Here is an 11847-nt window from a genome sequence, read left to right as displayed (position 1 = left end):
GTTCCCCCTGGGGGTTAACACTCCCGGGCCCCCCCCGGCGCCGGTGGGTACCCCATCAACCCCCCCCACCCCGGGGGGTGGCATGCCGCCCCAACCGACTCCCCACGCCCGAGACCGCTGCGGATGCCTCACCTACGAGCAGGAGAGCGGGGCGAGGCCGCCACTGGTGAACACGTAGCTGACCGATCGCTTGTCCGGTCCCGGCGACGCCTACGGCATGCCCCCCTACGGACTTCCGGACGAAGTCCCTGCTCCCCTGACGCCGGCCGCGCCCCGCCGGGACGGCCCGGTGGCCTCGGTGGGGCACCTCGTCGCGTAGCGGAAGGTCACCGGAACCGCCTGCCGATCAGTGTCATGATCGGTACGGTACGGGCGCGTTCACGACTGAAAGGTGATCACAGATGCTGCTTCGCGATGTCGGGCACGGCGACGTCGACGCCTACGTCCGGATGCGGTGCGACCCGCTCATGATGGCCGAGTTGGGCGGTCCGCAGCCCCGGGAGGGAATGGCGTCGAGGGTGGGCCGGGACATCGAGCGGGTGGCGGCGGGCACGGATTGGATCAAGATGATCGTGCCCGACGCGGCGGCGCCGGACGTGGTCGCCGGGGCCGTGAACCTGTGGATGCAGGGGAGCGGGGACGAGCGGACCACCGAGATCGGGTGGATGGTGCTGCCGGAGTTCCAGGGGCGGGGGCTGGGCAAGCGGGCGGTCCACACCCTGCTGGAGCAGGCCCGCGAGGACGGCCGGTGGGGGCTCGTGCACGCCTACCCGGCGACGACGAACGCCCCGTCCAACGGCATCTGCCGCACGCTGGGCTTCCGCCTCCTGGGCGAGCAGGACACGCCCTTCGGGGACCGGGTCATCCGGTCCAACCACTGGGTCCTGGACCCGCGCGGCGATCTGGCCTGAGCCCCGGCGGTGGCGCGGCGGTCAGCCGGCACGGGCGCGCAGGTGGGCGCTGCGGCTCTTCACCTGCCCGGCCGACCGCAACCCACCCGTTCAGACCGCCCGCTGCCCGCCGCAGCGGGCAGCGGGCGGTCTCCGGGCTAGACGCCGGTCTCGTACGTGACCCAGGTCGTGCGCTCGGCAAGGGTGTTGTACAGCGCCTGGGCCTGGTGGTTGTCCTCGGCGGTGACCCACTGCACGAAGGTTCGCCCCTCGGCGGCGGCGAGTGCGCGCAGCTGCTCGATGAGCGCCCGTCCGACGCCCCGCCCCCGGACCGCGGGATCGGTGAACAGGTCGTCGAGGAAGATGCCCGTCGTCCCGGTGTACGGGGACGGGACGGGGCGGTGGTGCGCGAATCCGACGACGGCTCCGTCGACCTCCGCGACGAGGGCGTCGCACTCGTGCCCGGGATCCGTCAGCCAGGCCCAGGCGCGGGAGACGACCTCCTCGGACTCCTCCAGCCGGTAGAACGCACGGTACTGGCGGAACAGCACGCGCCAGCGGGCTTCGTCGGCTGCGGCGAGGGGGCGGACGGTCGGGGCGTTCGTGGTCATGTGGTGCTCTTTCCTTACGTGGTGCATGCTTACTTGGTGCTTGCGCGGTGCGCGGGCGGCTCTCCGCTGAGGTCCCCCGCGGCGGCGCGGAGGTCGGTAAGGGACCGCTTCTGCCGGCCCTCCCCGTCGAAGTTGTCGGGCGAGAGCCACCGCCGCAGCGCCCCGCCGACCTCCGGCCACTCGGTGTCGACGACGGAGTACCAGGCGGTGTCGCGGCTGCGGCCCTTGTAGACCACGGCCTGGCGGAAGATCCCCTCGAAGGTGAAGCCCAGCCGCACGGCCGCCCTGCGCGAGGGCTCGTTGAGGCTGTCGCACTTCCACTCGTAGCGGCGGTAGCCGAGCCCGTCGAAGGCGTAGGACATCAGCAGGAACTGGGCCTCCGTGGACAGCGGGGTCCGCTTCAGCAGCGGGGAGAAGGTCACGCTGCCGACCTCGACGACGCCGTTGGCCGGGTCCTGCCGCATCAGGGCGAGGGTGCCCACGGCCCGCCCGGTGCGCGGGTCGACGACCGCGTACTGCAGGGGGTCGTCCGCCCGCGTCTCCGCCGTCACGTGGGCGCGGTAGTCGGCCGGGCCGTCGAACGGGCCGGACGTCATGTACGTCCAGTCCGCGCCGTCCGCCGCGAGGGCGTAGGCGGCGTACAGGTCGTCGGCGTGGCGGTCCGCGTCCAGGGGTTCCACCCGGCAGAAGCGGCCCTCAAGGGTGACCCGGGCGGGCGCCGGGCGCGCCGTCCAGCCGGGCAGGGGGTGGCCGACGGGCTGGCCGTATTCGTTGGGACGTGCGGACATGTTCTTCTCCTGGTATGCCGGTCCTTCCAGGCTAGGGACCGTGTGGACCCTCGATAAGGTCCACGGTACGGTCGTTCCATGGAGCCACGACGTGAGACCCTCGGGCCGCAACTCGACTTCCTGCTCCACGAACCGCTGTCCCGCACGCGCGGCGGGGACTCCCTGCAGAAGCAGCTGCTGCACCGCCTGCGGGCCGCCGTCCTCGACGGCCGGCTCCCGGCGGGCAGCCGCCTGCCGGGCTCGCGCGCCCTGGCCGAGGGCCTCGGGGTGTCGCGCAACACCGTGACGCTCGTCTACGACGTGCTGGGCACGGAGGGATACATCGAGCCCAGCCGGCAGGGCACCCGGGTCGCCGCACTGGCCCGCCCCGAACCGGCGGACCGCGCGCACCCCGCCCCGGCAACCCTGGGGCGGCGTGCCGAGCGGATCCGCAACCGCGACCCCGGCGGCGTCGACTCCTTCGCCTTCGCCTCGGGCGTCCCCGCCCTGGCCCAGTTCCCCCTCGCGGCCTGGCGGCGCTCCCTGGACCGGGTGCTCCTGCGGGGCGGCACCGAGCTGCTGGGGTACGGCCCGCCGCGCGGCGAACCGGCCCTGCGCACGGCCGTCCTGCGCCACCTCGCCCTCGCCCGCGGCATGCGCTGCGCCCCGGAGCAGGTCGTCATCACCGAAGGGGCGCAGGAGGCGCTCTCGCTGTGCGTGCGGCTGGTCACCGACCCGGGGGACATCGCCTGGGTCGAGGACCCGGGCTACCGGGGCGCGCAGACCGCGCTCGCCGGCGGCGACCTGACCGTCGTCCCCGTCCCGGTCGACCGGGACGGCCTGCGAACCTCCGCGTCCGACTGGACGGACCGCCCGCCCCGCCTCGTCTGCACCACCCCCGCCCACCAGTACCCGACGGGCGCGGTCCTCACCGCGGCCCGACGCCTCGACCTGATCGAGAAGTGCAGACGGCACGGCGCCTGGATCATCGAGGACGACTACGACAGCGAGTTCCGCCACAGCGGCGAACCCCTCGCCTGCATGCAGGGCCTGACACCCGCCGCGCCGGTGTTCTACGTCGGCACCTTCAGCAAGACCCTCTTCCCCTCCCTGCGGCTGGGGTTCCTCGTGCTGCCCGAGCAACTGGTCGGCCGGGCGGCACCGGTGGTGGACGAGCTGCTGCGCGGCGGGCACCGCCACGAGCAACTCGCCCTCGCGCACTTCATGGAGAGCGGCCAGTACGGCCGGCACCTCGCCCGCATGCGCCGCCTCTACCGCCGCCGGCGCGACGTGCTCAGGGCGGCGCTGGTCGAACACTTCGACGTGCCGCACACCGTGACCGGCGGGGACAGCGGGATGCACCTGACCGTACGACTGCCACCGGACGTTCCCGACCGGGCGCTCGCCCACGCCGCCCGCCGCCACCGGCTGGCCCCCCGGCCGCTGTCCCCGCACTCCCTGAACCCCGACACCGCCCCCAACGGACTCGTCCTGGGGTACGGCAACACCCCCGAATCGGCGTTCGCCCCCGGGCTTCGCCAACTCTCCCACTTGGCAAGGGCCTTGGCCTGACCCCCGAACCGCGGAACATCGAAGTCCCCGCCACGGCTTCCTTCGTTCCACTCCCCCGCCGACGGCTTCCCTGGGACCATTCCCCCAGGGGGTTGCCATGAATTCTCGAATCAGGAAGACGACGCCTCCGGGCCGGTTCCGGCTCTCCGGACCCGCCGCCCGCCGACTGATACCGGCCCTGCTCGTCCTGGCGGGACTGACCACCACCGCTCTCGGCTTCGCCTGGTTCGCCGACGCCGACATGCGAATGAACGCCTACCGCGCCGCCCCGCCGTGCAGCACGGCGGAGGCGCACGGGCCCGACACGCGCTGCGTGCGGCACGAACCGGGCAAGGTGACGGCCAAGGCCGTCCACCGCGGCTCCGGCCCCTCCGCCGACGACCCCGAGAAGGAGCACAGGCTGACCGTGCTGCGCGAGGCGGCCCCCACCAGCAGCTACGAGGTCGGCAAGGCCCTCTACGAGGACGTGGAGATCGGCGCGACCGTGGACCTGACGGTCTTCCGGGGGCGGGTGGCCGCGATCGCCTACCGGGGGCACCACGTCAACACCCCGCACCCGTCCGTCACGGTCTACTTCGGAATGGTCCTCCTGGTCGGCCTGGGAACCGCACTCACCTCCCACGGCCTGTCCTGGCCCCGGCTGGGCCCGAGCCCGGCCCGGTTCGCCACCGTCGGCGGCGCCGCCGCCGGCCTGGCCTTCCTCAGCGGCATGGCCTTCATGTGGCTGCCCCTGCCATCCGGTCTCCTCCCCGCCCTCCCCGTCCTCCTCTGGCTGATCGTGACCGCCACCGCCACCGCGATCACCTGGAACGACTGACCCCGCGCCGCGCACGGGAAGTCGGACGGGCCGACTTCCCACGCCCGAAACCCCTACAGAAGGCGGGTGTCGGCCTCCTACGTCGGTCGGCTCATCGTGGCGGTGGCGTCGAGGCTGACGATCGGCGGGCTCTCCTCGTACGACACGCTGATGCCGGCGGCCAGCTCGGCGACGGCATCCTTCAGCTCCTTCGACGTCGCGCCCGCCTTCGTGGTGGCGACCTTGATGCCGGATCCGTCCGGAAGCATGGCGACGGAGTGGACGGGAGCCGGGAGCCTGTTCGACTCGGCCGCCGCCGCGATCCGGTCGAGCGCGGGGTCGACCGTTCCTCGCGAGTACCGGCACTTCCGGATGAGCGTGTGGGACGTCTCGATGCCCGGGTGCGCCGCCGCAGCCGCTTCGATCAGGGTCCGCGCCCGGCCCTCGTCGGTCGCGAAGAGGATGACGTGCCGCCCGGCCGGGTCCAGCTGGAGTGCGCCGAAGGTGTCCTTGAAGTCCGCACGCCCCTGTTCCCCGAGCGCCGATTCCAAAGTCTGCAGCGCGGAGTAGGTGCGCCCGTCGATCGGCGACGCCGGGCGGGGCTCGGGCGCTCCGCCGCACGCACTGAGCAGGACGCTCGCGAGAAGACCGGCCGACCAGGCGGCGATCGAGCGGTGCGGATTCATCGATCGATCCGTTCTTCCTTGCGTGTCCTTCATGGTGACGGCTGGTCAGCCCACCCTACGGGAGGCCGTCGAGGAGACGGCCAGGGACTCCCGCCGATCACATGCGGGTGGGGGTGTGCCATGATGCGCTGCGGTCGAACGGCCGCCTCCAACACGCACCGGAGGGCCGCTGTGACCTCGGAAGTGCTCGCGGTGATCCTCACCGCGGCGATCATCGTGATCACCGTCGTGGTCGGCCTCGCCGGCAACCGGACCCGGAGCTGGATCCGGACGGAGTTCGACCCGACCGCGTACGGCATGCCGCCTCGCGCCGCACTGATACCGGACCAGGCCGGACCGCCCCCGTCCGGCGCGCGAGCGCGGGAGACGCAGGCGATCGCCGACGCCGCGCTGAAGGACGACTGGCGGCCGGCCGCCGGGTACGTCGCGGCAGCCGGGCAGGACTGGGACGAACGCTGGTCGCGCGTGGGACTGCTGGTCGCGATCGCCCTCACGGACGACACCTGGCTGCGGAAGTGGCGTACGGCCGAACCCGATTGCTGCGACGCGGCGGTGGTCGAGGCCGATCTCATGGTGCGACGCGCCTGGCGGACCCGCGGCAGCGGCACCGTCCGCCAGGTGCCCCGGGCAGCCATGGCGAGCTTCCGCGCCCAGCTTCCCGCGGCCATCGAGGCGGCCCGCCGGGCGGCCCTGCTCGACCCGGCGGACCCGAACCCCTGGGTCGTCATGGTCACCGCCGCGCGCGGCGCCGGGTACCGCCGCGCGCGGTTCCGCGAGCTCTGGGCCGAACTGACCGCCCGGGCACCGCACCACTACGACGCGCACTGGCAGGCCCTCCAGTACTGGTGCGCCAAGTGGCACGGCTCCGACCGCGCGATGATGCGCTTCGCCCGCCGCGCGGTGCGCAACGCGCCCACGGGCAGCCCGCTGGCGGGCCTGATGCTGCACGCGCTGTACGAGCGGGGGAAGGCCCGCCCCCGGGAGGAACCGTTCAGGGCCCTGTTCGAACGCCGACGGCTGACCACCACCGCGAACGCACTCGCGCTGGTACCCGAGCACGACCCGTACCTCCCGCCGCTGCGACACCTGCTGGCCCACCACCTGGTCCGGGCGAGGATGTGGGACGCGGCGCTCGACCAGTTCCGGCGGCTCGGCCCGTGGTGCGGCGCCGCGCCCTGGACCGACCGCGCCGACCCTGTGACGGCCTTCCACTCCGCCCGGGGGCTCGCCGCGGCCAGGTCCAAGACCGAGACGGGCCGGGGCCGCCGGGCCGTGAAGGACAAGCAGCAGGGCATGGCCGGCTGACGCGGCACCGCCTCCCTCGACACGGAGCGCCGTCAGGCGGCTTGGGCCCGATGGGAGCCGTCGGTGGTGTGGCGCGGCCCGACGGACAACAGGAGTTCGCGGATGCGCAGGCCCAGGTGCAGGGTGGTGCGGTCCGCGCCGTTGTTCAGGTCGAGCCCAGTGATCTCCTGGATCTGCCGCAGCCGGTAGTACAGCGAGGTGCGGTGGACCCGGAGCGCTTCGGCGGTCCTGGGCATCGACCCGGCGTGGTCGAGGAAGCACCGCAGGGTCTCCTCCAGCCGGGGCCCGTTGCCCGATTCCAGGAGGGTGCGCAGCGGCCTCGGGAGCAGTGACTCGTTCAGGGCGTGGTCCGGCAGTTGCAGCAGCACGGCGAACTCGCCGAGGTCCTCCCAGGAGCCGATGCCCTCCAGTCCGGGCATCCGGCGGGCCGCGCGCACCGCGACGAGCGCCTGCTCGTAGGAGGTCCGCGCGCCGGTGAGGCCCGTCTGTCGGCCGCCGATGCCGATGACGGGCTCGGCCGAGGCGCCCAGCCGGGTGCCGAGGGCGTCCAGGAGGCGCGCGGACTGCTCCCGGAGGGCGCCCTGGGTCAGCGGCCGGTCGGCGAGCTGGAGCAGGACGGCCCGGTGCGAGGAGACCGCGAAGGCGGCGCTCACCGACCGGGTGCGGCCGAGGTCCTCCAGGGCGCCGTGGAGCGCGGTCGTCACCTGCCCGGCAGGCAGCTGGGAACGCCTCACCCGCACCACGCCGACCACCGCGTGGGGGGCGTCCGGGAGCAGCGCGTCGTCGAGCAGCCGCTGTCGGGACCCGGCGCGCGTGGCGGCGTCCGGGCCCAGCAGCGACAGCAGGAGCTCCTGGTGCCCGGTCCGCTCCTCCTCGGCCGCGAGGCGGTCGGCGTACAGCTGGCCGACGACGGCGGGGGTCACCCGGGCGATCGCCTCGCTCTCCTCCGGGGTCAGCCGGCCCTCCGGCGCGATGACCGTCAGCAGGCCGAAGAAGTGGCCGCGCTCGCGCAGCGGCACGCAGTAGCGGGGAAGCAGGCCGAGATCGTCCCGGCCGTCGAGGAACCCCGGCCTCGACCACCGCGCGACGCCCTGGTCCAGGACGTGACGCGCGACCTCGCCGCATGCCTGTCCGTACAGCAGGCTGTGGACGCGGACCGGGTCCGCGTCGTCGAAGTGGCGGCTGGAGCAGATCCGCCTGACCGAGGGGTCGACCAGGGTCACGGACCGCCGGAGCGACTCCGCGAGGTCCTCGATCAGCGCCTGCAGCGCGGTACTGCCGCAGGGGGCCCGCAGCCACCGTTCGGTCATGGCGGTCCCCGTTCGCGCGCGCTGTCCCGTTCGTTCTCAGGACACGCTGGCACCACCGCGATGCCCCACGGTGCAAGGTTCTTGTCCCTGTCCGCAGCGTGAGGGTCGGCACTCAGCCTCGTGGCGGAGACGCCACCACGCCACGGAGCCGCCGCCACTCGCTCGGGGACACCCCGTGGGCCGCCCGGAAGCGGCGGCTGAAGTGGCTCGGGCTGCTGAACCCGCAGCGGGCGGAGACGGCGGCGACGGTCAGCCGGTCGTACCGGGCGGAGGCGAGCATGCGCCGAGCCTTCCCGAGCCGCTCCTCGATGAGCCACTGCTCCAGGCTGATGCCCGCCCCGCTGAGCAGGGTGTAGAGGCGGCGGACCGAGACGGCGTGCTCCGCCGCGATCCGCTCCGGCGTCAGGTCACGGTCCGCCAGGTGGGCCCGCGCGTAGGCCATGACCCGGGTGAGCAGGGTCTCGTCCATCGTCGACCTGACCTCGACGCTCTCCTCGACGTGCGCGGCCGAGAGCAGCAGCGCGCGCACCAGCTCCGTGGTGGCGGACGCCAGGGCCTCCGCGCCGGGGTCGGCCTCCAGTCGGCCCGGATCGTGCCACAGGCCCCGCAGGTGCTGCAGCACCAGGCCGTGCAGCGGGCTGGCGCGCAAGCGCAGGGACGCCCGCTCCACCGTCTCCACCGGCACACCGAGGCGGTCCATGTCGAACATGAGGGCCTGGGAGGCGCCGTCCCCGGACCAGCCGTACGTGCGGGGCGACAGCTCGTGGAAGACGCAGATGTCGTGGGACCCGAGGAGTTCCCGCCGGCCCGCGACCTCGGCCCGGTGCACGCCCAGGGGCTGGAGCGAGACCGAGACCACGGGGCTCTCCCGGTGGTGGCGGACGTGCTGGGCCGTCCGCCGGACCTCGAAGCCCGAGTTCCGGGTGGCGAAGAGGTTCAGCCCGCCGACCTGCCAGAGCTCCATGCGGGCGTGGATCCCGGTCTCCCCCTCCTCGTGGGCGATGTCGTTGGGCACCAACGAGTCCGTCAACGCATGACGGAACGCCTCCACGCGCTCACGTGGCGGAACGGTGTGGAGGTCGAGCAGCAGCACACTTTCTCCCAGGAAGGCCGGATTCGGACGGTCTGTCGCACCGGCCAACAGCGGGAACCCCGCACACCTTCCCGGCCCCCGCGCGCGAGCGCGTACGGCGGGCGGCGCGGACCCCGCTACTCCAGCCACACTCCGTCCCGCATGATGACGCGCCCGCGCAGTTCCCGCTCGCCGCGCCAGGCCCGCACCGTGCTCGGGACCACCCGGATGTACAGATACGGGCTCTCCTCCGTCCGTGGGTCCCACCCGAACTTCTCCAGGAAGCCCGCCGCCGCGGCCGCGGGGACCTCGTGGTCCGGGAAGCACTGCGCCTCGCCCTGGAGCATGATCACGTCGGCGGTGTCCGGCAGCGCGAGGCGCACGCGCGGCTCCTTGCGCACGTTCCGCACGGTCACGGACGTGGCACCGGTGCACACCCACACCGCCTGACCGTCCCACCGGAACCACAGCGGCACCTGGTGCGGCCCGTGGTCGGGGTGGGCCGTCGACACCCAGACATCCCTTTCGGTGACGAGCCGTTCCAGGGTCTCGCGCTTACGCTCCGCCGTTTCGCGGCGGACAATTCCCGTGCTCTCCATGAGACCCGACCCTAACCACGCCGACCCGCGCCCCGCCTGCGGCGCGGGACCTACGCCCAGCGACCGATGAACCCTCAGCCCGGCCCCACGGCGCCCGTCGGGTTCCACCGCTGTTCAGCGGCGTGTGGCCCGGTCGATGGTCTCCGACCAGAACCGGTCCCTACCGTCGTGGCCCACACCACTTCGGGAGCGAACATGCACGACATCCACGAGTCCGGGCACGAGTGCGGGTGCCCGCGGACCGCCGACCTCGACGGGGACGGGCCGGCGGCGGCGGGCCGGCGCCGGTTCCTGCGCGGGGCGGGCCTCCTCGGGGCCGGGGTCGGGACGGTGGGACTCGGCCTGCTCGGCGCGGGGCCCGCTCAGGCGGCCGAGCCCGGGGCGGACCCGGCGAAGGCGGACGGTGCGGCAAAGCCGGCGAAGGCGGAGAAGGCCGAGAAGGCGAAGAAGGGGCGCTGGCAGCCGGACCCGGACGCCCGGCGGTTCACCGTCGTCGTCATGCCGGACACCCAGTACCTGTTCGACCAGGACCGGATCCACCCGGCGCCGGTGGAGGCCTCGATCCGCTACGTGCTCGACGGCGGGGTCAACCGGGAGGACGGCACGGACGACAACATCGTCTTCCTGGCCCACCTCGGCGACGTCACCGAGAACGGGCTGCCCGCCGAGTTCGCCGCCGTCTCCAAGGTGTTCGGCCGGCTGGACGACGCCGGCGCGGCCTACGGCGTGCTCGCCGGCAACCACGACGTCCGCTCCTCGACCGACGACCAGCGCGGCAGCACCCCGTACCTGGAGACCTTCGGCAAGGCGCGGGCCGCCCGCACCTCCGGCTACCACGGCTCCAGCCCGGACGGGTACAACACCTGCCACGTCTTCACGGCGGGCGGCCGCCCGTGGATGCTGCTCTCGCTGGACTGGCGGCTCTCGGACGCCGGCTTCGCCTGGGCCAACGCGGTGATCGCCGCCAACCCCAAGGTGCCGGTGATCCTGACCACCCACGACCTGGCGTACGCCGACGACGCCGGCCGGGCCGAGCTGTCCGGCTACGGCAAGAAGCTCTGGGACCGGCTGATCAGTGGCAACGACCAGATCTTCCTCACCGTCAACGGCCACTACTGGCCGCCCGGACGCACCGTGCTGCGCAACAAGGCCGGCCACGACGTGCACGTCCACATCACCAACTACCAGGACCGCTACTACGGCGGCGCCGCGATGATCCGGGCGTACCGCTTCGACCTGGACCGGAACACCGTCGACGTATCGACCTTCTCGCCGTGGATCCAGGAGATCGCGGCCGAGGAGCGCAACACCCTGGCAGCGCAGCAGGTCGAGCTGACCTCGGACGTGGACCGCTTCTCGCTCGCGATCGACTTCGACCGGCGCTTCGCGGGCTTCGCGCCCGTCCCGCAGCGCCCGGCCCGCCGGGCGGCCGAACTGCTGGTCCGGGACACGGTGGCGTACTGGCGCTTCGACGGCGGTGGCGGCGACGGCACGGCGCTCGCCCCGCAGCAGGTCGTCAAGGACCTCACCGGGCAGGGCAACGACCTGCTCTGGCGCAGCGCCCCGGGCACGCCCGACGGCGCGCTCACCTGGTCCGCCGAGCACCACCCGGACCAGCCGGGCCACGGCAGCCTGCTGTTCAAGGGCACCCGCTCGCCGGTGCGCGGCGGCTACCTGGAGACCGCGCCCACCGCGCCGCTGAACCGGGAGACCTTCGAGCGCGGCTTCACCGTCGAGGCCTTCTGCAAGCTGCCCGCCGACTGGGACTCCGGGCAGAGCCGCTGGTCCGCCCTGCTCAGCCGGTGGGGGACGGCGAGCGAGGCGGGCCGCAGCGGCCCGGGCACGGACGCGGACGAGCCCGTCGTCACCCTCAGCCTCTCCGAGGCGCCCGCCCTGCAGTGGTGCGTCTACCCGCTCAACCAGACCGGGGCGTCGACCTGTTGGGGCCACCAGTTGCCCCTGGACCGGTGGTGGCACGTCGCGGTCGTCAACGACGGCAAGCTCAGCCGGATGTACGTCGACGGCTGCGAGGTGGCCCGCAACCCGTCGACCCCGGCCGTGGGGCTGGCGACGCTGGGCCGGCCGTGGATGCTGGGCGGCTACGCGTACGCGGGTGTGCTGGACAAGGTGTTCCACGGGCACATCGGCGACGTCCGGATCGTCAAGCGCGCCCTGCGGGTGCGGGAGTTCATGACCGCCTGAGGTCGGCCGCGGCCGCGGAGCGGGGGGCCGGCCGGCT

At 73.5% G+C, this 11847-nt stretch carries 11 protein-coding genes; 5 read left to right on the top strand and 6 right to left on the bottom strand.

What is annotated here, in order from left to right:
* Nucleotides 1–401: 401 nt before the first annotated feature.
* A complete protein-coding gene (locus ACFVVU_RS22900) occupies nucleotides 402–911 on the top strand; it encodes a GNAT family N-acetyltransferase (protein WP_355367867.1) in 510 nt (169 codons plus the stop codon).
* Between the two features lie 137 nt (nucleotides 912–1048).
* On the opposite strand, the gene ACFVVU_RS22895 is transcribed toward ACFVVU_RS22900, so the two are convergent.
* Nucleotides 1049–1501: a GNAT family N-acetyltransferase gene (locus tag ACFVVU_RS22895; RefSeq protein ID WP_387791874.1), complete on the bottom strand. Its 453-nt coding sequence runs from the start codon at nucleotides 1499–1501 to the stop codon at nucleotides 1049–1051.
* Between the two features lie 29 nt (nucleotides 1502–1530).
* Nucleotides 1531–2289, bottom strand: a complete 759-nt coding sequence (locus tag ACFVVU_RS22890) for a GNAT family N-acetyltransferase (protein ID WP_387791873.1) — start codon at nucleotides 2287–2289, stop codon at nucleotides 1531–1533.
* A gap of 78 nt (nucleotides 2290–2367) precedes the next feature.
* Between ACFVVU_RS22890 and ACFVVU_RS22885 the strand changes: the two genes are divergently transcribed.
* Together ACFVVU_RS22885 and ACFVVU_RS22880 are read left to right on the top strand one after the other, a co-directional pair.
* Complete coding sequence (locus tag ACFVVU_RS22885; protein WP_387791872.1) at nucleotides 2368–3840, top strand: PLP-dependent aminotransferase family protein; 1473 nt, start codon at nucleotides 2368–2370, stop codon at nucleotides 3838–3840.
* Between the two features lie 97 nt (nucleotides 3841–3937).
* Nucleotides 3938–4657, top strand: a complete 720-nt coding sequence (locus ACFVVU_RS22880) for a hypothetical protein (RefSeq protein WP_387791871.1) — start codon at nucleotides 3938–3940, stop codon at nucleotides 4655–4657.
* Between the two features lie 77 nt (nucleotides 4658–4734).
* On the opposite strand, the gene ACFVVU_RS22875 is transcribed toward ACFVVU_RS22880, so the two are convergent.
* Complete coding sequence (locus ACFVVU_RS22875; protein WP_387791869.1) at nucleotides 4735–5322, bottom strand: hypothetical protein; 588 nt, start codon at nucleotides 5320–5322, stop codon at nucleotides 4735–4737.
* Between the two features lie 171 nt (nucleotides 5323–5493).
* On the opposite strand from ACFVVU_RS22875, the gene ACFVVU_RS22870 reads away from it, so the two are divergent.
* Nucleotides 5494–6627, top strand: a complete 1134-nt coding sequence (locus ACFVVU_RS22870) for a hypothetical protein (protein WP_387791868.1) — start codon at nucleotides 5494–5496, stop codon at nucleotides 6625–6627.
* A gap of 32 nt (nucleotides 6628–6659) precedes the next feature.
* On the opposite strand, the gene ACFVVU_RS22865 is transcribed toward ACFVVU_RS22870, so the two are convergent.
* From ACFVVU_RS22865 to ACFVVU_RS22855, 3 genes are all read right to left on the bottom strand, one after another.
* A complete protein-coding gene (locus ACFVVU_RS22865; protein WP_387791866.1) occupies nucleotides 6660–7937 on the bottom strand; it encodes a PucR family transcriptional regulator in 1278 nt (425 codons plus the stop codon).
* Between the two features lie 112 nt (nucleotides 7938–8049).
* Nucleotides 8050–8988, bottom strand: coding sequence for a helix-turn-helix domain-containing protein (locus ACFVVU_RS22860; RefSeq protein WP_387791937.1), 939 nt, complete (start codon nucleotides 8986–8988; stop codon nucleotides 8050–8052).
* Nucleotides 8989–9146: 158 nt separating this feature from the next.
* On the bottom strand, nucleotides 9147–9608 hold the full coding sequence (locus ACFVVU_RS22855) for a pyridoxamine 5'-phosphate oxidase family protein (protein ID WP_380685370.1): 462 nt from the start codon (nucleotides 9606–9608) through the stop codon (nucleotides 9147–9149).
* A gap of 195 nt (nucleotides 9609–9803) precedes the next feature.
* Here ACFVVU_RS22855 and ACFVVU_RS22850 point away from each other — a divergent pair, with 195 nt between their 5' ends.
* A complete protein-coding gene (locus ACFVVU_RS22850; RefSeq protein WP_387791864.1) occupies nucleotides 9804–11810 on the top strand; it encodes a LamG-like jellyroll fold domain-containing protein in 2007 nt (668 codons plus the stop codon).
* Nucleotides 11811–11847: the final 37 nt, after the last annotated feature.

It is taken from the genome of Kitasatospora sp. NPDC057965 (assembly GCF_042887135.1).
GTDB lineage: Bacteria > Actinomycetota > Actinomycetes > Streptomycetales > Streptomycetaceae > Kitasatospora.
This window is presented reverse-complemented; position numbering and strand designations above follow the sequence as displayed.

What these genes read in the sequence shown, in the direction of transcription:
- ACFVVU_RS22895 (WP_387791874.1), bottom strand. Translation starts at nt 1,501, where the DNA reads ATGACCACGAACGCCCCGACCGTCCGCCCCCTCGCCGCAGCCGACGAA.
- ACFVVU_RS22885 (WP_387791872.1), top strand. Translation starts at nt 2,368, where the DNA reads ATGGAGCCACGACGTGAGACCCTCGGGCCGCAACTCGACTTCCTGCTC.
- ACFVVU_RS22880 (WP_387791871.1), top strand. Translation starts at nt 3,938, where the DNA reads ATGAATTCTCGAATCAGGAAGACGACGCCTCCGGGCCGGTTCCGGCTC.
- ACFVVU_RS22850 (WP_387791864.1), top strand. Translation starts at nt 9,804, where the DNA reads ATGCACGACATCCACGAGTCCGGGCACGAGTGCGGGTGCCCGCGGACC.
- ACFVVU_RS22865 (WP_387791866.1), bottom strand. Translation starts at nt 7,937, where the DNA reads ATGACCGAACGGTGGCTGCGGGCCCCCTGCGGCAGTACCGCGCTGCAG.
- ACFVVU_RS22855 (WP_380685370.1), bottom strand. Translation starts at nt 9,608, where the DNA reads ATGGAGAGCACGGGAATTGTCCGCCGCGAAACGGCGGAGCGTAAGCGC.
- ACFVVU_RS22900 (WP_355367867.1), top strand. Translation starts at nt 402, where the DNA reads ATGCTGCTTCGCGATGTCGGGCACGGCGACGTCGACGCCTACGTCCGG.
- ACFVVU_RS22875 (WP_387791869.1), bottom strand. Translation starts at nt 5,322, where the DNA reads ATGAATCCGCACCGCTCGATCGCCGCCTGGTCGGCCGGTCTTCTCGCG.
- ACFVVU_RS22890 (WP_387791873.1), bottom strand. Translation starts at nt 2,289, where the DNA reads ATGTCCGCACGTCCCAACGAATACGGCCAGCCCGTCGGCCACCCCCTG.